This is a genomic window from Tepidibacillus infernus, assembly GCF_048898065.1.
GTDB classification, from domain to species: Bacteria; Bacillota; Bacilli; order Tepidibacillales; family Tepidibacillaceae; genus Tepidibacillus_B; species Tepidibacillus_B infernus.
Map to the genome: position 1 here is coordinate 1122234 of NZ_JBLWFI010000001.1, position 23398 is coordinate 1145631.

Annotated in this window: 21 protein-coding genes; all 21 read right to left on the reverse strand. The window is 36.4% G+C overall.

All coding sequences use genetic code 11. From position 1 onward, the window contains the following. Nucleotides 1-114 precede the first annotated feature (114 nt). Nucleotides 115-894: an RNA polymerase sporulation sigma factor SigG gene (gene sigG, locus TEPIDINF_RS05735; RefSeq protein WP_068724669.1), complete on the reverse strand. Its 780-nt coding sequence runs from the start codon at nt 892-894 to the stop codon at nt 115-117. A 64-nt stretch (nt 895-958) separates the two neighbouring features. Continuing rightward, entirely contained in the window at nt 959-1681 is a 723-nt protein-coding gene (sigE, locus tag TEPIDINF_RS05740; protein ID WP_068724672.1) for an RNA polymerase sporulation sigma factor SigE, read from the reverse strand. Between the two features lie 29 nt (nt 1682-1710). Further along, entirely contained in the window at nt 1711-2622 is a 912-nt protein-coding gene (spoIIGA, locus tag TEPIDINF_RS05745) for a sigma-E processing peptidase SpoIIGA (RefSeq protein ID WP_421691522.1), read from the reverse strand. A gap of 257 nt (nt 2623-2879) precedes the next feature. After that, the gene (gene ftsZ / locus TEPIDINF_RS05750) at nt 2880-3974 is read right to left on the reverse strand and encodes a cell division protein FtsZ (protein ID WP_421691523.1); all 1095 of its coding nucleotides are present in this window, start codon (nt 3972-3974) and stop codon (nt 2880-2882) included. A gap of 42 nt (nt 3975-4016) precedes the next feature. Further along, nucleotides 4017-5252: a cell division protein FtsA gene (ftsA, locus tag TEPIDINF_RS05755; RefSeq protein ID WP_421691524.1), complete on the reverse strand. Its 1236-nt coding sequence runs from the start codon at nt 5250-5252 to the stop codon at nt 4017-4019. Nucleotides 5253-5388: 136 nt separating this feature from the next. Continuing rightward, on the reverse strand, nt 5389-5745 hold the full coding sequence (locus TEPIDINF_RS05760) for a small basic family protein (protein ID WP_068724681.1): 357 nt from the start codon (nt 5743-5745) through the stop codon (nt 5389-5391). Further along, complete coding sequence (locus tag TEPIDINF_RS05765; RefSeq protein ID WP_069798213.1) at nt 5745-6467, reverse strand: DUF881 domain-containing protein; 723 nt, start codon at nt 6465-6467, stop codon at nt 5745-5747. Before TEPIDINF_RS05765 ends, TEPIDINF_RS05760 begins: the two co-directional genes overlap by 1 nt. A 13-nt stretch (nt 6468-6480) precedes the next feature. Beyond that, nucleotides 6481-7212, reverse strand: coding sequence for a DUF881 domain-containing protein (locus TEPIDINF_RS05770; RefSeq protein ID WP_084818734.1), 732 nt, complete (start codon nt 7210-7212; stop codon nt 6481-6483). Beyond that, a complete protein-coding gene (locus TEPIDINF_RS05775) occupies nt 7202-7966 on the reverse strand; it encodes a cell division protein FtsQ/DivIB (protein WP_421691525.1) in 765 nt (254 codons plus the stop codon). Before TEPIDINF_RS05775 ends, TEPIDINF_RS05770 begins: the two co-directional genes overlap by 11 nt. 79 nt (nt 7967-8045) lie before the next feature. Beyond that, complete coding sequence (gene murA, locus TEPIDINF_RS05780; RefSeq protein ID WP_069798209.1) at nt 8046-9305, reverse strand: UDP-N-acetylglucosamine 1-carboxyvinyltransferase; 1260 nt, start codon at nt 9303-9305, stop codon at nt 8046-8048. Between the two features lie 14 nt (nt 9306-9319). Continuing rightward, nucleotides 9320-10225, reverse strand: coding sequence for a UDP-N-acetylmuramate dehydrogenase (murB, locus tag TEPIDINF_RS05785; RefSeq protein ID WP_421691526.1), 906 nt, complete (start codon nt 10223-10225; stop codon nt 9320-9322). An 80-nt stretch (nt 10226-10305) separates the two neighbouring features. Beyond that, nucleotides 10306-11415 (reverse strand): undecaprenyldiphospho-muramoylpentapeptide beta-N-acetylglucosaminyltransferase, encoded by a 1110-nt coding sequence (murG, locus tag TEPIDINF_RS05790; RefSeq protein ID WP_421691527.1) that lies wholly within the window; start codon nt 11413-11415, stop codon nt 10306-10308. A gap of 12 nt (nt 11416-11427) precedes the next feature. Then, complete coding sequence (gene spoVE, locus TEPIDINF_RS05795) at nt 11428-12525, reverse strand: stage V sporulation protein E (RefSeq protein WP_068724698.1); 1098 nt, start codon at nt 12523-12525, stop codon at nt 11428-11430. Nucleotides 12526-12563: 38 nt separating this feature from the next. Beyond that, entirely contained in the window at nt 12564-13928 is a 1365-nt protein-coding gene (murD, locus tag TEPIDINF_RS05800) for a UDP-N-acetylmuramoyl-L-alanine--D-glutamate ligase (protein ID WP_069798201.1), read from the reverse strand. Between the two features lie 15 nt (nt 13929-13943). After that, the gene (mraY, locus tag TEPIDINF_RS05805; protein ID WP_068724703.1) at nt 13944-14906 is read right to left on the reverse strand and encodes a phospho-N-acetylmuramoyl-pentapeptide-transferase; all 963 of its coding nucleotides are present in this window, start codon (nt 14904-14906) and stop codon (nt 13944-13946) included. 47 nt (nt 14907-14953) lie between these two features. Then, nucleotides 14954-16327 (reverse strand): UDP-N-acetylmuramoyl-tripeptide--D-alanyl-D-alanine ligase, encoded by a 1374-nt coding sequence (locus TEPIDINF_RS05810; RefSeq protein ID WP_421691528.1) that lies wholly within the window; start codon nt 16325-16327, stop codon nt 14954-14956. Beyond that, a complete protein-coding gene (locus TEPIDINF_RS05815; protein WP_069798197.1) occupies nt 16324-17811 on the reverse strand; it encodes a UDP-N-acetylmuramoyl-L-alanyl-D-glutamate--2,6-diaminopimelate ligase in 1488 nt (495 codons plus the stop codon). The genes TEPIDINF_RS05810 and TEPIDINF_RS05815 overlap by 4 nt, the downstream gene beginning before the upstream one ends. A 143-nt stretch (nt 17812-17954) precedes the next feature. Next, a complete protein-coding gene (locus TEPIDINF_RS05820) occupies nt 17955-19883 on the reverse strand; it encodes a stage V sporulation protein D (protein WP_069798195.1) in 1929 nt (642 codons plus the stop codon). Between the two features lie 67 nt (nt 19884-19950). After that, nucleotides 19951-22059: a penicillin-binding protein gene (locus TEPIDINF_RS05825; RefSeq protein ID WP_421691529.1), complete on the reverse strand. Its 2109-nt coding sequence runs from the start codon at nt 22057-22059 to the stop codon at nt 19951-19953. Nucleotides 22060-22080: 21 nt separating this feature from the next. Next, nucleotides 22081-22452, reverse strand: a complete 372-nt coding sequence (gene ftsL, locus TEPIDINF_RS05830; protein WP_069798191.1) for a cell division protein FtsL — start codon at nt 22450-22452, stop codon at nt 22081-22083. A 12-nt stretch (nt 22453-22464) separates the two neighbouring features. Continuing rightward, nucleotides 22465-23397, reverse strand: a complete 933-nt coding sequence (gene rsmH, locus TEPIDINF_RS05835; protein WP_068724711.1) for a 16S rRNA (cytosine(1402)-N(4))-methyltransferase RsmH — start codon at nt 23395-23397, stop codon at nt 22465-22467. Between the last annotated feature and the right edge of the window lies 1 nt (nt 23398).

Sequence of the window (23398 nt, forward strand, 5' to 3'; positions counted from 1 at the left end):
TGTATATTCATCTGCTTATGGAATATACAAACCTCTAAATGACAAGTGGAAGAAAGTTTCTTATTTTTTAATAAAGGTCAACCTTATCAGATTGACCTCACTAAGCAAAATGATTTATGTTTTGATATACTTATGCATTTGCTGAATAGCGGCCTTTTCTAACCTTGACACTTGGGCCTGAGAAATGCCGATTTCTTCAGCTACTTCCATTTGGGTTTTTCCATCGTAAAACCTCATCGATAAAATCATTTTTTCTCGATCATTAAGACGATTTAGCGCTTGTTTTAACGCAATTTCTTCTACCCAATGGATATCCTTATTTTTATCATCACTAATTTGATCCATTACATAGATCGGATCTCCTCCATCATGATAAATCGGTTCAAATAAGGATACCGGATCTTGAATTGCATCTAAAGCAAAGACCACGTCTTCTTTTGGCACATTTAATACTTCAGATATTTCATAAATTGTTGGCTCAGAAGACTTTTGGGTAGTTAAAGCATCCCTTACTTGAAGTGCCTTGTAAGCAATATCGCGAAGGGAACGTGATACTCGAATTGGATTATTATCCCTTAAATAACGTCTAATTTCTCCTATAATCATTGGGACGGCATAGGTGGAGAATTTCACGTTTTGGCTGAGATCAAAGTTATCAATAGCTTTCATTAACCCGATACACCCAACCTGAAATAAATCATCTACAAATTCGCCGCGATTATTAAAACGTTGAATGACACTTAAGACAAGGCGTAGGTTTCCATTCACCAATGTTTCCCTAGCCGAATGTTCACCCTGTTGCATGGCTTGAAAAAGTTTTCTCATTTCCTCATTTTTCAAAACAGGTAATTTGGATGTATCTACTCCGCAGATTTCAACTTTACTTCTAGACAAGATTCTCCCTCCTATCGGAGTTACGTTACTGTAAAGTATCTCCTTAGAGGGAAAAATTTATGCTTTAAATCATTTTATTAAATTCTTTTCGCAATCGTTTGATAATTCTTTTTTCTAATCTTGATATATAAGATTGAGAAATACCAAGGATATCAGCAACGTCCTTTTGAGTTTTTTCAATCCCATCATTAAGGCCAAATCGGAGTTCCATAATCACTTTTTCTCGATCATTTAATTTTTCTAATGCTTTCTTTAATAATTTTTTATCAATTTCATCTTCAATGTTACGAAAAATGGTATCATTTTCTGTTCCTAAAATATCTGAAAGCAATAGTTCATTACCATCCCAATCAATATTTAATGGTTCATCAAAAGATACTTCAGTTTTCACTTTATTGTTACGTCTTAAGAACATCAAAATTTCATTTTCAATACATCTGGAAGCATAGGTGGCTAATTTGATTTTTTTATCAATATCAAATGTGTTTACCGCCTTAATTAGCCCGATCGACCCAATAGAGACTAAATCTTCTATATTTACTCCTGTGTTATCAAATTTTCTTGCAATGTAGACAACAAGACGAAGATTTCGTTCGATTAACATCGACTTTACTGCATTATCTCCTGTAGGCAGCTTCTCTAATAGAAGTTCTTCCTCTTCTCTTGTCAAAGGAGGTGGAAGAGTTTCACTTCCTCCAATATAATAAATCTCCTCTGTTTTCAATCCAAGTAGAAATAATAGACGATACCACAATAAAATCAACTGGATCTTCCACTTTGCTAACATATGAGACCCCCTTGAACAATGAATTAGGATTATCCTGCTAATAATTCAGGATGTATAATAGCTGAGTAGCTGTGGTCATTGGAAAGATGACCATAATCAAGACCGATTAAAACTTTGGTATGTGTCCAATGTGTTTGGTTCTTTGAAGAAATCACCACCTTATCAGGACGAATACATAATAAAAACTGCATCTCTTTTGATACGCTGCGAAAGGGGACTAGATGAATTCTAGTCTGCCATGCTGGATCGATATTCTTCGTTATTTCTTCAAGCGATTCCAAATGAAATTGTCCATGTTGATAAGCTGTCTGGAAAATAGTAGGTAAAAATGACACGGATTTAGCTTCTAAAATCATCACTGGTTTTCGAGTAATTGGATCATAAAGCCGATTCCCGGTATCCACCAATCCTTTACATTGATGACGATGTTCGAGAACCTCTATCTCAACATCTACAAAATGTTGTTCGACATTTCCTTTCCGTTCAAGGGACAGGAATGTACGATTAGAGAAAAACCATACCCCTAAAACAGCAATCACGATAAAAAGGAGCAAAAAAAATGGATTTGATGAATGAGTCACATACACACCTTTTATGACTTCATGATCAATTTGAAAGAGGTATTGTAAAGCAAATACCCCACCGCCCATGAGAAAAGACACAAAATAAAAGGTGGCTAACGTTCTAACCATTTGGATCAAATGTAAAAAACCAAATGAGACCCATACCATTAAAATTGAGATTAGAATTTTTGTTAGTAAAAGATGTGCAGTACTTAAATAAGGAATAAAAAATACCATCGTATACGCTGCTCCGATCATTGCTCCTAGCGTGATGCGGATCTTCTTGATTTTTAAGTGAAGAAACTTGGCAGTCGTTAATAAAATTAGCGTATCGATCATAAAATTAAGTAAAAGGATTAGATCCAAGTAAAAGACCATCTTCTCTTTCTCCTTTTCATTCATAAAGGAAGAAGTGAGAATAGTATATAATATATCTATATTCAAAGTCTGTCTAAACTTGCCGACAAGCTATCGATTTTTTTGTCGAAAAAACATTTTTTTAGCAGAATAGAAAGTGATGCTTTCTTTTGCATATAAAAAAAAAGACCTAACACGAATAAAGTGTACCCTTTGTAAAGGACATTTTAGAATGTGTTAGATCTTTTTTTATTCTTTAAATGAAATAATTTATGAAATTATTTATTACGGTTTCTTAAAAAGGTTGGGATGTCTAAGTTGTCGTGGCTATTAGCAAATGGCTTAATATTGATTTTTCCTGAAGAATTTTGACCTTGATCCTTTGTAGTTGTTTTAGTTGTAGCTTGTATTCGATTAGGATCATCATCAAAGCCAGTTGCAATGACTGTAACAATGATTTCTTCTTTTAAGTTCTCATTGATTACTGCACCAAAAATCATATTCACTTCCGGATCTGAAGAAGATGCAACAATATCAGCTGCCTCGTTTACTTCGTATAAACTTAGATTTGCTCCACCTGTAATATTCATAAGAACACCTTTTGCACCATTAATTGACGTTTCCAATAATGGACTGCAGATTGCTTTTTTAGCTGCTTCTGCTGCTCTATTTTCACCAGTTGCAATACCAATGCCCATCAATGCAGAGCCTTTTTCCGTCATAATGGTTTTTACATCGGCAAAGTCCAAGTTAATTAATCCAGGTACTGCAATCAAATCAGATATTCCTTGTACTCCTTGACGAAGTACGTTATCTGCTTGACGAAATGCTTCTAACATCGGTGTGTTTTTGTCGACGATCTCTAATAAGCGATCATTTGGAATCACAATCAGTGTATCCACTTTTTCCTTTAATGCAGCAATTCCTTGTTCTGCTTGTAGAGACCTTTTTCTTCCTTCGAAAGAAAAGGGTTTAGTAACTACTCCGACTGTTAAAGCACCTAATTCTTTGGCAATTTCTGCAATAACAGGTGCTGCACCAGTTCCTGTACCACCACCCATACCAGCAGTAACAAACACCATATCAGCGCCTTTTAGACTATTTTCAATCGTTTCTCTACTTTCTTCTGCAGCTTTTTTCCCTATTTCCGGATTTGCTCCTGCCCCTAATCCTCGTGTTAACTTTTCTCCAATTTGCGATTTAGTTACAGCTAAAGAACGGTGAAGGGCTTGTGCATCTGTGTTCACTGCGATAAATTCAACGCCTTGAACGCCAGCTTCAATCATGCGGTTAACAGCATTACTGCCTCCGCCGCCAACACCTATTACTTTAATTTGGGCTAATTGCTCCATATCCAGATCAAATTCTAACATTCATTATCCCCCTCACTTATCGTGATCGCTTTTCTAGATGTTCTAAATAAATTCGCTAAACCAGTTTTTGATCCGTTCAAATGGACTTACACTTCTAGATTTTCGCTTTGGCTTAGATGATGCTGTTTTAACCACGTGTCCATGATTTGCTTTAATCATTTTTGTTGCGTATTTAATTAAACCCACTCCACCAGTGTAAGATGGGTCTTTTACACCAATGTAATCTGGAATTGCAATACGAACAGATGGCTTCAAAACTTCTTGGGCCAAACTCAGAATTCCATTCATCCCCATCACTCCACCAGTAAGGACAAACCCACCTGCTAGTTCCTTTGTGTATTCTAAACGATGAACTTCTTCTTGGATAATTTCAAACATTTCTCTAAGTCTTGGTTCAATAATATGAGCTAAATCTTCTTGGTTAAATTCCTTTTCCACGTTACTGCCAATCCGAGCAACTTTAAATACTATCTCGTTATTAGATTCCTCAATACTTGCAATTCCATATTTTAATTTCACTTGTTCCGCGATATCTGTTTGGGTTCTTAGCCCTATGGAGATATCATTTGTAATATATTCCCCTCCAATCGGAAGTTCCGTGGTTTTTACAATACTTCCTTGTTCAAAAATAGAAAGGGTTGTCGTTCCTTTCCCTATGTCTACTAATGCCACACCAAGATTCATTTCATCTTTAGAAAGGGCTATATGACTAGCTGCTAATGGCATTAAAATAAATCCTGCAATTCGAAGTTCAGCTCTTTCAATCGTACGCATCAAATTATGTATGATCGTTTTCGAACCGGTAACAATTGTTGCTTCGACTTCAAGTCTTACACCATACATCCCTCTTGGGTCTTTGATACCTGACAAACCATCAACAATATATTCTTTAGGAACGACATCGATGATTTCTCTTTCAGGAGGTAAATTAATCAATTTAGCTGCTTGAATCACTCGATCTATATCTAATTCACTGATTTCCTTGTCTTCACTAGATACAGCGACGACTCCATGACTTGTTTGTAAATCTATATGGTTACCAGAAATCCCAACATAAACCTCATCTATCGTAATTCCTACCATTCGTTCAGCATGGTCAACTGCCTTACGAATCGACTGTACGGTTTGATCAATATCAACAATTGCTCCCTTTTTAACGCCTTCAGAATCTGCAGAACCCACTCCAATAATATTTAATGACCCATTATTCACTTCGCCAATGATGACTCGAACCTTGGACGTACCGATGTCTAGACTAACTATACTATCGTTGCTCAAATCTTTGGCACCCCCCTCAAAAAATATCTAGTAATCTCGTTAGTTCATTTAAAGATAAAAGGCTTTTTATAAATTATTCCACACGTTTTAGTGTTTTCCTTTTTTTTTCTATGATTTTTTTCAACATTTTTTTGTCTTATGATACTTTCTTATGTCTTTCGCTAAAGTTTGTCAATAAGAGTCTGCGAATGACTGCTAAATTATTAAATAATCTTACACCAAAAGCAAAAATAGCAGCTAAGTATAAATCCACACCTAATTGAACACCTAAAAATACGATCCCTGCAGCTAACAAGGTGTTAAAAAAGAATCCTGAAATAAAAATCTTCGTATCAAAAGAATGTTCTAAACTGGCACGAATTCCCCCAATTACTGTATCAAGAGCGGCTAAAACAGAAATAGATAAATAATGACTATATTCTTCTGGTACACGAAGATCAGAACTAAAGCCTAAAACTAATCCGATAATAAGTCCAAGAATAGGCAACCACATTATTTTTCACCTACCTTTACCGGTTTCATATATCTGGGATTAATATCACCATTATATGCAGGGATTTGAATTTTTTCTTGTTCAGCAATAATCAATTCTTTGTTAAGAATTTTAAAATAATCCTGCAGCCCGGCAATCTGGATTCCAGCTTGAATCATTTTTGCATCACCAATTGCTTTAATTTCATAAGGAAAGGTAATGAATCGATTATTGACTTGAATTCGATTTCCTACATTTCGAATCGCAGAAACAGATACCAATCGTTGATCATTGATCGAAATCGCTTGTGCCCCATTACCAAACATTTCATTCACCAATGTTCTTAAATCGTCATCTACAATTTCATTTTCGTCCTCTTCACCAATCTCTGAAAAAGAAGAATCCATAGCTGTAATTCGAACAATTAATCCTTTTCCTTCAACAGGAATAGTTCCTGCTAAGAGCTTCGCATGACCTAATTCATCCGAGATGATTTGGGAAATTTGTTGATTTTGGTTGTTATTTTTGTATTGGTTAAGCAATTGTCGTTTTTTAGACAAATCATTTAAAAGATTATTTTTCCGTTCTAATTCTTTACTTAAATTCGAACGTAATTCTGTAATGTCCCTAGCTTCCATCTTAAACGTATTTTGTGTTGAATTAAACTGAATAGATAACATAAATCCAATAATGACACTAATGAGTGTAATTGTATATGAGATCTTTCGTTTATGAGCTTGCATATAAATTCTTCCTTTACGGATTAAGTATTGTTAATCGATCAGTATTAAGTGTTCCAATAAAACCTGGGATTACGATATGATCCATCTTTTTTGTAGAGATTTGAATATTCCATAAGCGTAATGTCTCTAACACTCCCCCAGGCATTTCTAATCCAGCTAATAAGGTATCAGGATCACCAATGGCTAGTATTTCAAAAGGGGGTGCTTTTTTAATAGAATTCACAAGAATGGTTGGCCCTACACAACGAATCGAACTAGAAGCAATCATACGTTCACCATTTACACTTATCGCCTCTGCACCAGATGCAAATAATTCATTCACAACTTTTCGTAAGTCTTGTTCATGAACTATATAACTAGAGACATCACCCTCAACTTCTTTTGCTTGTTTGCTATCGTTTAGAGTCACCGAAAGACCTGGCCCCTCTACAGAGATCAGGCCGGCAATCATCCGGGTGTTATCTAATTGTTCGCGAATTTTATTAGCCTCATCTTCATTGCTAATCAAAGATTGTTCAAATCCACGAATTTCTTCTTCAATTTCTTGAATCTGCTTTTCAAGCTCTTGATTTTCTTTTTTTTGATTGACAATCTTTTCTTGTAATTCCTGTTGTTTGTCCAATGTTGAAAAAGAAAAATTACTATTAAATCTTCTTATACTTGTGGATTCATACTGAAAAGCGATTAAAAAACCAAGGAATAAAAAAACAATTGTGATATAAATTTGCCATCTATTAATTTTCATTATTTGGTTCACCACTATTTTTATATTCTTCAAATCGTATCGAATCTAGTAAATAAATATCGCCTAGATTCTTCGTTTTCGCTTTTAAGTTTTCGAGAATACTAGAAAGTAAGTTTATTTTTTTACTTAATTCATCTAGATGGACATGCAAGCGATAACCCTCTCTTGTATAAATCAACACTTGATTGGTATCAATCATATTGGGTTCATTTTTTATCTCTGATAATTCATCCAATATGGCTGGGTCTACCTTTGCAAGTTCTCTTGCTAAAGTAGGAAGCTGATCATTATTCTTCCATTCGGAAATAAGAGGCCGATTCATAACGATTTGATCAATTTTTTTCTGAACAAGATATCCATTCTCTAAAACAGGAACCCACTGTTTCTTTGAATATAGAAAAGCGATCGGTTTTTGTTCTAGAATTTGAATCCGTAATTTCCCAGGATATTTTTTCTCAACCTCTACTTTTTTGATTTCTGGTAACTCCAACAATCTATTTTCAAGGGAAGAAGCTTTTAAAAACCAATAATGCATGTTTTGATGTAATTTTCCTTTTTCGTAAATCTCTTTTTCGGTTAATAGATTCAATCCTGTGATTTGGATCGAAGTGATTCTACTAATGGGTAAATTAAAATAGGTGATCATAGCAATCAGAAGAAAAAATAAAAAAAGATACCGTAACAACTTTCTATTTTTCTTTGGTATCATTACCTGTTTTTTGAACTGCGGAATTGTTTGATAGGATTGGTACATTTCTTCTCATTCCTTTATATCCAACTCAGTCTTCACTTTATCTCTCATTTGATTATGAAAAGCGGCATATAAAATGCCGCTAATTTTCAGATTCTCGCAAAATTTTTGCCCCAATTGCATTTAAAGACTCTTCAATACGCTCATAACCACGATCTACGTGATGAACCTGATGAACAATCGTTTTACCTCTAGCAGCTAAGCCAGCTAAAATGAGAGCAGCTCCTGCCCTTAAATCGGTTGCTTCAACATGAGCTCCTGTTAAATAGGGAACGCCGCGGATATATGCTGTGCTTTGGTCAATCCTGATATCAGCACCCATTCGAATCAATTCGTCTACATGCTTAAATCTAGAATCGAATACCCTTTCCTCCATGATGCTAAAACCCTGTGCAAGCGTTAACAGTGTCATCATTTGTGCCTGCATATCTGTTGGGAAACCTGGATAAGGTGAGGTATAGATCTTTTCAACAGCTTTTAGAGGGGTCATCCTTTTTACGACCATTATATCATTGTCGGTTTCAATTTCAACACCAACACGTTTTAAATATTCGATCACAGATGTTAAATGCTCAGGTATGACATTATTTAGTTCGATACTTCCTCCAGCAATACCTACCACAGTTATAAATGTTCCGGCTACAATCCGATCTGGAATGATTTGATAAGTAATTGGTACAAGTTCTTCAATACCCTTGATTGTAATCACATCTGTTCCTGCCCCAGAAATTTTTGCCCCCATTTGATTTAAGAAATTCTGCAAATCAACAATTTCTGGTTCTTTTGCTGCATAAATGATCTTTGTTTCTCCCCTAGCTTTTACAGCTGCCATCATAATATTTTCAGTTGCGCCTACACTTGGATAATCTAAAGTAATGACCGTTCCTACTAATTCCTTTGCTGTACAGGTAATCAAACCGTCACGATCGATAATCTTAGCACCAAGAGCCTCTAAACCTTTCAAATGAAGATCAATTTTCCTTTCACCAATCGCACAACCCCCAGGTTTTGAAACGCTCACTTGGTTAAATCTAGCTAGTAAAGGACCCATGAGGAAGATCGATGATCTCATCAAACGCATGAGTTCTTCAGGAACCTTTGTTGATAAAATCGAACGAGTATCAATCATCACCGTATGATGGTTAAAATCTACTTGTGCCCCCAAAGAACGCAAAATTTGAATCATCACATCAATATCTAGTAAATGTGGAACATCTTGAATCACATGTGTTCCTTCTGCTAATAGAGAGGCTGCCAAGATAGGAAGTGCAGCATTTTTAGCACCCTGTACTTTTATTTTACCAGACAGAGGCCTTCCACCTTCGATGATCAACTTCTCCAAAGTTCCACCTCCGTTTACCCCTCACCTACCACTTCAATTTCTGTAGTCAATTTTATTTGGTAAACTTCATACACTCGTTCTTTAACATGTTCAATTAATGTGAGCACATCCTTTGCCGATGCCTGACCTATATTCACGATAAAGTTAGCGTGCATCATAGAAATTTGGGCTTCACCCACTTGATAGCCTTTAAGACCCAGCTCTTCTATTAATCTACCTGCATAATCATTTTCTGGATTGCGAAATACACTTCCAGCGCAAGGCAAATGATAGGGTTGAGTTTTTCTTCTTCGATCCTTGAATCGAGCCGTATCTTCTGCAATTTTCTTTTGATTCCCTTGTTTTAATTTAAACGTAGCAGATAGAATGATGCCTCTTTTCTGTTGGAGGATCGATGAACGGTAACTAAATTCAAAGTCTTGATTTTTCCAAGTAACGATTTGTCCGTTCTCTAATAAGACCTCTGCCTCTTCAAAAACATGGGAAATGTCAGAACCGTGGGCACCCGCATTCATATAGATGGCACCCCCAACCGTTCCAGGAATTCCACCAGCAAATTCAAGTCCTGTTAATCCTTGTTTTGCTGCTAAATTTGCTAACCGAATCAGAGAAACACTAGCTCCTACGTGAATATAAGATCCATCAAAGAGGATTTGATTAAACCCCTTATTCATATGAATAATAGCACCATTAAACCCGTGATCCAAGAATAGGAGATTAGAGCCTTTACCAATCACTTTCCAAGGAATCTTAGCTTCGTTTAAAATCGTTAAGGCATCTAATAACCCTTTTTGATTGTCAGGCTCAATGTAAATTCTTGCAGGTCCACCAATTTTCCATGTGTTATGCTTTGATAGCGGCTCATTTTCAACAATTTTACCAATAGGCTGGTCTTTCAGTTTTTGAATCCAGTCTTGCATCTTCTATCCTCCTAATCACGATATTCTCTCACTGGGCTATACGATATACTATGCCTAAATCATTATAGTGTGACAATCGCCTAATTTTTATGATCCATGAAAGTCATCATTTCTTGGTAAAGGTTCGTCGCTGCATCTGGTTTCCCAATCTTTTTAGCTGCATGAGAAAATTTCTTCCTTCTCTCATCATCCATTAGCCAGCGAATTGTTGAAAGTAAATGTACACCATTCAACTCTTTTTCTCGAATCATTTTTGCAGCACCTTGGTCTTCCATCCATTTAGCATTCTTCTCTTGATGATTATTCGTAACATAAGGAGAAGGAATAAGAACCGAAGGAATTCCGAGAGCAGTAATTTCTGCTAAAGAAGAAGCACCTGCACGACTCACAATGAGATCTGTTGCTGCCAATACCTCTGGCATATTGTATAAATATGGATAGATAGACACATTGCTTAAATACTGTTCATCAACCATTTTTAATTGCTCATTGATTGTCTCAAAATGAATTTCTCCTGTAACAAAAACAAAGTGATACTCTGGATATTGGTGCAATTCAGGTAACATCTCAAGAAATGCTTGGTTAATCGCCTTTGCTCCTCTACTCCCCCCAAAGACTAAAATGATTTTTTTATCCGCAGAGAGATGTAAGGCCTTTAAACCATTCTCTTTGTTCGCATGAACAACTTCAGTCGCTCTTGGATTCCCTGTAAGACGAATTTTTTTGGCTTTCTTAAAATGCTCTCTTGCCCCTTCAAAACTGATAGCTACAAGATCTACATAACGTGATAAAAATTGGTTGGTAAGCCCAGGAATCACATTTTGCTCATGAATGATCGTTCGTACTTTTTTTTGACTTGCTGCATAAAGAACTGGTCCGCAAACATAGCCACCAGTTCCTATAACAAGATCAGGACGAAATTCCTGTATATATTTCTTTGATTTTTGAACCCCTCTTAAAAACCGAAGTGCCGTTTTTATATTTTCAAAGGATAATTTTCTTTTAAATCCTGAAATTTCAATTTCAACAAAAGGAATCTCCGCATTTTGAACGATTTTTTTTTCTAAGCCATTTTTAGAACCAATATATAGAAATTCTGCATTTGGCTCATGCTTCTTTATCTCTCTCACCATCGCCAATGCTGGATAAATATGCCCACCGGTTCCTCCACCAGATAAAATAACTCTCATATCATCACCTATTTAACGCGAATACCGCGAAATATTTAATAGAATACCAATTGCAGTTAACGTGAGTGTTAATGAAGATCCTCCGTAGCTTAATAATGGTAATGTAATTCCAGTTACTGGAAACATTCCTGTGACAACTCCGATGTTAATCACCACTTGGATCATGACCATCCCAATGATTCCTACTGCTAAAAAACTACCAAATAAGTCAGGTGCAGTAATGGCCACTCGAAAACCTCTCCATAGTAAAATTAAAAAGAGAATAAGAACAAGTCCCCCGCCAATAAAACCTAATTCTTCTGCAAGAATTGAAAAAATAAAATCTGTCTGTGGTTCAGGAACATATAGATGTTTTTGTCTACTCATTCCTAACCCAAGTCCTAGTAACCCCCCTGGTCCTATCGCGTAAAGAGATTGAATCAACTGATAACCAGCCCCACGCGGATCTTGCCAAGGGTCTAAAAAGGCTAAAATTCTTTGAATTCGATAAGGAGCTGCTAGAACAAGACCTGTAAAACCCGCAACTCCAACCATCATTAAACTTAATAAGTGTTTTATTCTTGCTCCAGAAGTATAAATCATTAAGATCGAAGTGCCAACCAATACTGTCCCTGTTCCTAAATCAGGTTGCATCATGATCAATGCAAAAGCAAGGCCAAGAATAGCTAAAGGTGGCATAAGTCCTTTTGTAAAATAAATAATTTCTTGCTGGCGTTCAGATAGACGTTTTGCCAAAAAAATGATCATTGCTAATTTCGTAAACTCTGAAGGTTGAATACTAAACGCTCCAACACCTAACCAGCTGGTTGCACCATTTCTTGTTATCCCTACACCAGGGATGAGAAGGAGAATCAATAGAAAAAAAACAATCAGCAAACCAATCTTGGCCCATTTTTTCCAAACCCAGTAGTCTATGTTCATCATAAAATACATGGAAACGATCCCTAAAATAGCAAAAAACAATTGGCGCTTAGCATAAAAATACCAATCTCCCATTTCTCGATAGGCTAAAACCGCACTTGCACTATAAACCATTATCACTCCAATTCCTAATAATAAAAGGGTAGCAAGTACAATCCACCAATCGGGATTTGATCTTGATTTTATCATACAGGAACACCTCTTTACCGTCGTTTAAAAAGCTTGTATCACTCTCTATAAAGTCTATGCACAGCATCTTTAAAAATTCGTCCCCGTTCTTCAAATGAAGTAAACATGTCCCAGCTTGCACATGCTGGAGATAATAGAACCGTATCGCCAGCTACGGAGAGTGAATCTGCTAATTTCACAGCATTAGTAACATTATCGACGGTATAAATCATTTGTATCCCTGCAAGTTCTGCCACTCGCTTTAATTTTTCTGCTGTTTGACCAAAGGAAATCAAAGCTTTAACACTTTGTTTAAAAGGTTCGATTAGTTCATAAAAATCAATTCCTCGATCTAGACCCCCAGCGATTAAAATCACTTTTTGATCAAATGATTTTAGCGCCGAAATCGTGGCTTGAGGATTGGTGGCTTTCGAGTCATTAAAATAACTCACTTTCTTCAGGGTGGTTGTCACGAATTCTAAGCGGTGTTCAACTCCTTTAAATTGACGTAATACTTCACGAATTGAATCCCAATCTGCTCCATATAATCGGCTAGCAGTAATTGCAGCTAATGCATTTTCTAAATTATGACCCTTTATAAAAACATCTTTCACGTCAATGACTTCTACTAGGTTGTCGTCATCCTGCCAATAGATTTTGTCATCTTGTAAATATGCCCCCTGAGATACAGGATTTTTTGTGGAAATAAGATAAACTTGGCTCTTAATCGAAGGTAGGAGTTCCATACATTTTTCACATTCAGCATTGATGACAGCATAATCTTGCTCAGTTTGATTTTGGAATAGTTTTGCTTTTGAAGCAATATAATCATCTATCGTTTGGTGATAATCCAAGTGGGCAGGATATAGATTTAATAGTACTGCAATGTTTGGTCGAAAAGAAATCGTTCCTTTTAATTGAAAAGAGCTTAATTCGCTGACTAACACTTGATCACTTGTTGCGTGTAATGCTTGTTCACTAAGTACCGTTCCAATATTTCCAGCTACAATCGGTTGCCGTTTGGCTTGCTTAAGGATCTCACCAATCAATGTCGTTGTTGTTGTCTTTCCATTCGATCCAGTAATTCCTATCATTGGTGATTTCGAAAGTTGATAAGCGATTTCTACTTCAGTTACAATGGGTATTTTTAGTAGTATTGCCTGTTCTACTAGAGGAATGGTATAAGGAATTCCTGGATTTTTTACAAGTAGGTCCGTTTCCTCCGTCAATAAATCATCTGGGTGTCTACCACAAATGACCTGAATCCCTAATTCCTCCAATTCCTTTTTCTCAGGACATTTTTCTTCTGGTTTCACATCGTTAACAATCACTTTTGCCCCTAATTGATGTATAATTTTTGCGATCGTTGTCCCACTTTTTGCAAGCCCCAAAACGACAACGTTTTTCCCCTCAAACTTGACCATGTTTCATCTCTCCTATTAATGTAGCACCTCTAGATAGATACCTAATCCTGCAAATATAAATCCAACTATCCAAAAGACCATCACTACTTTCCATTCAGACCAACCGGACAACTCAAAATGATGATGGATTGGACTCATACGAAAAACTCGTTTTCCTCTCGTCTGGAAGGAAATGACTTGAATGATGACGGATAGCACCTCTAATACATAAACACCACCGATAATGACCAAAAGTAATTCCGTCTTCGTTAAAATGGCCATCGTTGCAAGAGCCCCACCAATCCCTAATGAGCCAGTGTCTCCCATAAATAACTTAGCAGGATGAGCGTTTTTTACAAGAAAGCCTAAAACTGCCCCTACCATTGCAGCACCAAAAATGGCGACCTCAAACTGAGTAGTACTCAAAGCGATAATTGAAAATGCACCAAAAGAAATGGCACTACTACCTGCAAGTAAACCATCTAATCCATCAGTTAAATTCACTGCATTTGAGGTTCCAATGACCATAAAGAGAATAAAAGGAAAATAAAGCCATCCCATATGAATTTCCCAAGGTAAGCCAGGAATATACAATGTGGTATCATGGCCTTGCTTAAGTAAAAAATAAGATAAAAGAACCGAGATGAATAATTGTCCAAGAAGTTTTTGTTTTGCTGTTAGTCCTAAGTTTCTTTTCTTGATGATCTTGATAAAATCATCAAGAAAACCCAAAAAACCAAATCCTAAAGTTACTAAAAGTAAAAGAAATAAGTTCTGGTTTAAAGGTGAAAATTTTAAAACTGTAAAAATAAGGGCTAAATAAATAATGATGCCACCCATAGTAGGAGTTCCAGCTTTTTTTTGATGTAATTGTGGCCCTTCCTCCCTAATTGACTGTCCAAATTTAAGTCTTCTTAAGATCGGAATAAATAAAGGGCCAAGTAGTGTGGCAATCAAAAATGATGCGATGATGGTATAAATAATAATTCGTAGTTCCATAATTGTTTTTTCCCCTTTTTCATCCCTTTATTTTTCAGTAAGAGTGGTTAAACCAAGCTTTCGACCACTTTCTCTAAATGTACTCCTCTAGAGGCTTTTAGCAAAATCATGGTTTTTGGGTTTGAATGTTGTAATACAAATTCAGATAAGTGGTTAAAATCTTTAATATAATGAACCTGTTCTTCAACCATTCCAGCTTCTTGTGCCCCTTCAGCAATCCATCGCCCATCTTTACCCGTTGTAACGAGTAAATCAATCTGTAAGCCTGCACAGACTCTTCCAATTTCCAAGTGATATTCTTTCGCATATTCACCTAATTCTAACATATCCCCTAATACCGCTATTTTTTTATCGTTTTGAAATGTAGAGAGTAATTGTAAACTAGCTTTCATTGAAGTGGGACTGGCGTTATATACATCATTCAAAAGGATCGCTCCATTTTTAGCGATCATCTTTTCAAGGCGCATGCTAGTCAACTGAGGATCTTTCAACCCTTGTTGAATCTTCTCAATCGAAATATGAAGACACTTCCCCACTTCAACCGCCATTAAAGCATTGATCACATTGTGTAGACCTAATAATGGTAAAGAATAAGAAACTTGATCTTGGCTATTAAATTGAATTCCCTTTGTTCCATCTAGATTTACTTTTACAGGGTAAACATCATTTTCTTTGTTTTCTCCTACCCATTTTAAATGAAAATGAAGATTTTGGTTGGCTAAATAGTCGCGTAGTAAAGGCTCATCTCCATTTAAAATAAGTGTACCATTTTCTTGTAAACCTTCAATGACTTCTAATTTAGCTGCAGCAATTGCTTTTCTTGAACCCAAAAATTCAATATGGGACTCTCCGATATTTGTTATCACTGCAATCTGGGGCTTAGCAATTTCAGAAAGAAGCGCAATTTCTCCTTTATTGCTCATTCCCATCTCAATCACAGCCAATTCTGTTTCTTCGGGCATCGTTAACAAGGTTAAGGGTACACCAATATGGTTATTCAAATTTCCTTTTGTTTTGTGAACAGTGTATGTTGTAGAAAGAACAGAAGCAATTAAATCTTTGGTCGTCGTTTTTCCATTACTTCCAGTCACAGCAACAATGGTGGGATTTATCTTTTTACGATAATATTTCGCTAAATCTTGCAAGGCAACCAATGTATCGGCAACAAGAATAAAAGGAATCTTCACATCTTTAGGAATCGTCTTTAACGATTGCCACAAGGCTACCACTGCACCTTGCTCCTCTGCCATTTTGATAAATTGATGGCCATCAAATCGTTCACCAATTAAGGGGACAAATAAATCCCCTTTTGTAATTTTTCTCGAATCAGTGCTTACCCCTGTTACCACTAGCTTTTCAGCAAAAGGTTGATAAAGCCGACCAGAAACGGATTGGATGATTTCATTTAATGTTAACTTCATGAGCGCTTGCTCCTTATCGCATCTCTTGCTATTTCCCGATCATCAAAATGAATCGTTTTATTTTTTAAAATTTGATAGGTTTCATGACCTTTTCCAGCAATGAGAATCACATCGTCTTTCTTTGCTTGTGAAACCGCATATTCGATTGCTTCTTTTCGATCAATGATTACAATATATTTATTCGTATCAACCCCTGTTTTTTCAATTCCAACTAAGATGTCGTGGATGATTTGCTCTGGATTTTCTGACCGAGGGTTATCAGATGTAACTACAGCGATATCACTATATTTAACAGCAATCTCTCCCATGATTGGACGCTTCGTTTTATCACGATCACCACCAGCTCCAAAGACGCAGTAAATTTTGCCTTTTGCAAATTCTTTTACTGTCTTTAAAATATTTTCCAAGCTGTCAGGAGTATGGGCATAATCCACCAAAACGGTATAATCCTGTCCTTCATTCACTGGCTCAAAACGACCGTCAACTCCGGAGATTTGTTCTAAACTTTGCTTTATTTGATCAAGAGAAATTCCTTCGATCAATCCAACAGTCATTGCTGCAAGCGCATTATAAACACTAAATTTACCAATCATTTTTAGTTGAATATCAATATTGCCTCTAAAAGTTTCTACTGCAAAGGATGTACCTTGGGCATCAATATGAATATCCAAGGCTTTAACATCTGCATCATGATCAATTCCATAGGTTATGACTTGTGCAGCAGTAACTTGTTGAAAATATTCACTTGCCTGATCATCGGCATTTAAGACTGCGTATTTATTTTCTTCGAGTAACGAATGAAATGTATTCCCTAATTGAGAAAATAATAATCCTTTCGCATCACGATATTTTTCCATGGTCAGATGATAATCTAAATGATCTTGAGTTAAATTGGTAAAAACACCAATATGATAATTGACTCCTCTCACTCTTCCCATGTCTAACGCATGAGAAGAAACCTCCATAATAGCGTAGTCTGATCCCACCTTCACCATTTTAGCAAAACTTTGCTGTAATAAAAGAGCATCTGGAGTGGTATTTTTTGCCTCGACGATCTCATTACCAATTTTCATCTTGATCGTCCCAATTAAACCAGAAAGATGGCCTTGATCTGCAAGAATTTTTTCGATTAAATGTGTTGTTGTTGTTTTTCCATTTGTACCAGTTACACCGATCACTTTCAACTTTTGTGAAGGATGTTGGTAAAACAGATCCGCAATCATCGCCATGGCAAAGCGTGCATCTTTTACAATGACTTGGGGAACTTGAAGATCTAATGGCCTTTCACAAAGAATTGCCACAGCTCCTTGTTCTACGGCCTTTTGAGCAAAATCATGTCCATCAACTGTAAAACCAGGCAAGCAAATAAATAAGTCACCCGCTTTTACCTTTCTTGAATCTACTTCAACTCCATTTATTTCAACATTGGGATTACCAATCATTTTAGCTGTTAAAATAGGTGCTATGATTTGAGATAATTTCATAATCTCTGTCCCTCCTAAACCTTAGTTCCATTATAGACAAAAACAGATTAAAAAAGACAATAAATAAAGATACGGAGTAAACATATAAACAAAAGAAAAGCCAGGTTACCAAACTTTCTCCTGGCAATTCTATCAGATTTATTTTAATCCCCTTTTTGTTGATTGTCACTAAAATAAATTCGAATCGTTGAACCTTTTTCAACTCTTTCACCAGGTTTTGGAATTTGTTGAACTACCCTCATTCCATCACCCTTTGCTTCTAATTTGAAATTATAATATAGATTACGTATATCATTCCTTGTTACACCAATCAGATCAGGTACCTCCACATAAGGGGTATCGATTCCATATCTATCTTTTCTAGGAAGTTGGTCCTTTCTTGGCTTAACCCCTAGATATTGCAGGCTATCTTCTAAAATATTTTTTACGATAGGGGCAGCAACAACACCACCAAATTGGATTCCCTGTGGGTTATCAATGGCAACATAAATCACAATTTCTGGTTTATCCGCTGGAGCAAATCCAATAAAGGAAACAATATGGTTATTTGCTAAATACCCACCATTTGGTCCAATTTTTTGAGCCGTACCTGTTTTTCCTCCCACTCGATAACCATCGATATAGGCGTTTCTACCAGTACCATTTGCTACAACACTTTCAAGGGTTTCTCTTACCTTTTTTGAAGTTTCAGGTGAGATGACCTGTCGCTTTACTTCTGGACTATTGATCAAAAGCACTTCATCTGTTACAGGGTCATGGACTTCTTTAAGTAAATGTGGCGTTAAGAGTTTTCCTCCATTGATTGCTGCTGAAACAGCTGCAACCTGCTGAATCGGAGTAACCGAAACCCCCTGCCCAAAGGAAGTGGTTGCTAATTCCACAGGACCAATTCGATTCATATCAAACAAGATTCCTTTTTGTTCACCCCTCAAATCAATTCCGGTCTTAGCACCAAAACCAAAGGATTTAATATAAGAAAATAATTTCTCTGTTCCTAACTTTTGCCCCATCACCACAAAACCTGGATTACAGGAATTTTCAACAACTTGTAAAAAAGTCTCTGAACCGTGTCCTCCGCTTTTCCAACAATGGAGATCTGTACCTGCTACATTTATATAACCTGGGTCAAAAAACTGATCAGTTAAGTCTATTTTATCTTCCTCAAGGGCAGCAGCAAGTGTGATAATTTTAAAGGTAGAACCTGGTTCATAGGCCATCCAGATCGGAAGATTACGATTATAGATTTCGCTTGGATAATCTGCAAAGTTAGTAGGATCATAATTTGGCCGACTAGCCATCCCAAGGATTTCTCCCGTATTGGGATCCATTGCAATCGCTATGGCATGCTCTGCTTGATAGGTAAGCATTGCTTGATCTAGTTCTCTTTCAATATAAGATTGGATATTTTTATCAATGGTTAAGATTAGATTATTCCCATCCTTTGGTGGAGTGAAAGAATCACTTTGATTAGGCATTCTTCTGCCAGTAACATCTGATGGAAAGGAAATGGCCCCATCTTTTCCCGTTAACAAATCGTCGTACACCACTTCAATTCCAGCCAAACCTTGGTTATCAATCCCGACAAAACCTAAGATATGGGAAGCAAAATCTTTTTCAGGATAAAAGCGTCTGCTTTCTTCAGCAATTGCAATGCCAGGCAATCTTAATGCTTTGATTTTTTTGGCATCTTCTTCGGAAATTTTTCGAGCCACTTTGACGATCAATGTTCTTTGTGTAATCAGTTTATATATTTTTTCTTCACTCATATGTAAGATATTAGCTAATTCTCTAGCTGCCTTCTGTGGTTCTCTAACTTGGACAGGAATGGCAACTACTGTTGGTGCACTGATATTGTAAGCTAAAATTTCTCCGTTGCGATCGTAGATTTTTCCCCTTTTTGCTTCAACTGGTATATCTCTTTTAAAAAGCTCCTCTGCTTGTTCAGCTAACCATTTCCCTTGAACAAGTTGAATATATCCCAATCTGCCAATAAGAGAAATAAACAGAAAGGTTCCAATGATTAAGGAAAGCCAGATCCGTTTTCTTACTGTGACTTGAGAAACGCGTCTCACCTTTTGTCCCCCTTTTCAAACTCTTTCTATATCAACTTTATTCAGAGTTTGAAATCAATAGAACAAGCTATTGAAGGAGCGAAGGATCTATTAATTCTACTTCAATTTTTTGTCCTTGATAGGGAGTATCAGGTGATAAACTTTGACTTATAACGATACCACTACCCTTAATTTGTATGTTGATATCTAAAATAGAACTAATCTCTAATACTTCTCTTAATGATTTTCCAATAAAATGAGGAACTTTCCATTCACCTTTAGGAACAGTAATTAAGTATGCTCTTTCACCTTTAGCCATTTCTGTATCTTTCTCAGGAAATTGTTGTAACACTTTTTTCCCATTGCCAATCACGATAGGCAATATCTGCTTCTCTATTAAACTATTTTTGGCGTTCACCAATGGCTGATTGATAAAATCAGGAATTTTAACTATTTCTGCTTTTTGCTTTTGTATACTTTCGTTGCTATCAATCGGCACTTTTAGGTATCTTAAGCTATTTTGCATGATTTCTTTAAAAATTGGTGCTGCTACAGTACTACCATAATATGGAATTTCTAAGTCTGGTTCATCCACAGCGACATAAACAATCAGTTTGGGATCATTTGCAGGGGCAAAACCAATAAAGGAAACGATATTTTTATTTTTTAAGTATTTACCATCAGGGCCTATCTTTTGTGCTGTACCTGTTTTACCTGCAACATGGTAACCTTCTATATAACCTGGCTTTTCTCCGAAGTCTACTACCTTTTCTAATACCTCACGTGTCTTTTTAGCGGTTTCTTCAGATATAACTCTCTTTTTAACAATGGGTTCATTTTTCACAATAACTTTATGTGTTTTAGGGTCGCTTATTTCCTTAACTAAATAAGGTTGCATCAACTTTCCCCCATTGGCAACTGCGGAAACAGCCATCACTTGTTGAATGGGGGTGACGGCAACTCCTTGTCCAAAAGACATCGCCGCTACATCTAGAGGGTAAGCTTGTTTTACATCTTTCATAATTCCTACCGATTCATTTGGGAGATCAATGCCTGTTTTTTGACCAAAACCAAAGTCATTGATATAAGAAAATAATTTCTCTTTGCCTAATCTTTCATAGCCTAAGTGAACAAAAGCTACGTTGCTTGAGCGCTGTACCCCTTCAAGAAAGCTAATCGTACCCCATCCACGTCCTCCATTATGGTCCCTAATCACCTTTCCAGGCACCTGAATTCTACCAGATTGATAGGTTTCGTTGGGGTTAAATTTTCCTTCCTCAATCGCCGCAGCAAGGGTGACGATTTTGAAGGTAGAACCTGGCTCAAATTGGAAGTTGATCGCGTTGTTGCTGTAATTTTCAATATTCCAATACTGATTCGGATTAAAGGTAGGGCGATTAGACATAGCCAAGATTTCACCAGTGTGGGGATCAGCAACAATTGCAACCATCCTTTTAGGGTTATACATTGTTTCTGCTTTATCTAATGCACTTTCTACATATTGCTGGATCGTTTTGTCGATCGTTAGTTTTAAATCTTGGCCATCCTTTACAGGTTGAAAAAGTTCTTCACCATCTGGTAATTCGTACCCTTTTAGATCTTTCATTACCTTTAACTGTCCGGGTTCTCCCCGTAGCTGTTGATCATATTGACTCTCTAAACCCATGATGGCTTTATTATCATAATTGATGAATCCAAGAACATATGCAGCCAAAGAATTGTTAGGATAATACCTTTTCGTTTCTTCTTTTAAAATAATTCCTGGTAAATTTAAGGCCTTAATTTTATCAGCAGTATCTTTATCTATTTTCCAACCACCTGGTCTAAGTTCCACTTGAAAAGCTTGCTTCGTTAATAATGTGTAAAGGTCGTTTTGTTCCATTTTAAGAATAGACGATAATTTTAAAGCAGTATTCAAAGGGTCTGTTACATGATTCTTATATTCATTTGAAAGTATAGCAACTACCGTGTAAGCAGGTGCATTGTAAGCTAATCGGTCTTCATTCCGATCAAAAATCGTACCTCTTTTAGGTTCAATTGTTGTATTTCGATTCCAAATGTTTTTAGCCTTCTCTTTTAACATTGTGGCTTCCACTGACTGAATATAAAACGATCTTGAAATCAAGACAAAAAAGAGAAAGGTTATCCCAATCCCTGCAAAAATTGCTCTTCTATTGATCAATTGTTTTGTCTTCATCCTCTTCACCTAAAAGTTACTTCAATTTAGTGTTTTCGATAATATAATGACTTGCTCTTCATTTAATGCCATACCAAGTTCTTCTTGAGCAATCTTAATAATACGTTCTGGGGCACTTAATTCAGCGATTTTTAGTTGCAAAGTATCATTCTCCTCATTGGTTTTAGCAATCGATTTTTCTAGGTTTTGAATCGAATAGTTATATTCAGAAATTTGGGCATAACCGGAAATGATAAAACCTGCTAAAATAACAACAAATAGAACCGTCAGTAAATAGAATAATTTTTCCTTAACAGGAAGGCTTTTTTTATTAACCTTACGAATTCTTTGTTGATGTGGAAGTGATTTTTGTTGTGTTTGATAAGCTAAGTTGCCATTTGTATAAATCGCCATGAAGTTTTCCCCCTATAGTTTTTCAGCTATTCTTAATTTTGCTGAACGTGCCCTTTGATTATCAGCTATTTCTTGTTCCGTTGGTATAATCGGTTTTTTGGTAATGATCTTTACTTCAGGTTGTTGTCCACACGTGCATACTGGGAAGTCAGGCGGGCAAATACAACCTTGTGCAAAATCTGAAAATACTTTTTTACATATACGGTCTTCCAAGGAATGAAAGGTAATCACACTAGCCCTTCCTTGAGGTCTAAGCATTTCTATGGCATCCTTTAATGCCTGTTCAAAAGCATTTAACTCATCATTCACAGCAATGCGAATCGCTTGGAAAGTCCGTCTTGCTGGATGTGGGCCTGATCTGCGAGCAGGAGCTGGAATCGCTTCTTTAATTAACTCTACTAACTCTCCCGTCGTTTTGATTTGTTTTTCTGAACGATGTTGCACAATTTTTTTTGCAATCTGGCGTGAAAATTTTTCTTCGCCATATTGATAGATGATTCGCGTTAAGTCTTGTTCAGGCCAGGTATTAACAATGATTTCTGCTGTTAACTCCTGTGTTTGATCCATCCGCATATCTAACGGGGCATCATAATGGTAACTAAATCCTCTTTCTCCTTCATCCAATTGTGGAGATGAAACCCCTAAATCAAATAACACACCATCTATCTCATAAATTCCTCTTTCATTTAAAACCTGTTTAAGTAATCGAAAGTTGGTTTTGATCAGGGTTACTTGATCTCCATATTTTTGCAATCGATCTTTCGCCGCTTCAAGCGCATGATCATCTTGATCTAAGCTAAACAATTTACCTTCTTCACCTAATTTAGAGGCAATTAAAATAGAGTGCCCTGCACCTCCTAGGGTACAATCCACATAGATCCCATTTTCTTTAATATCTAACCCATCTACCGCCTCATATAATAGTACTGTTGTATGCTTAAACATG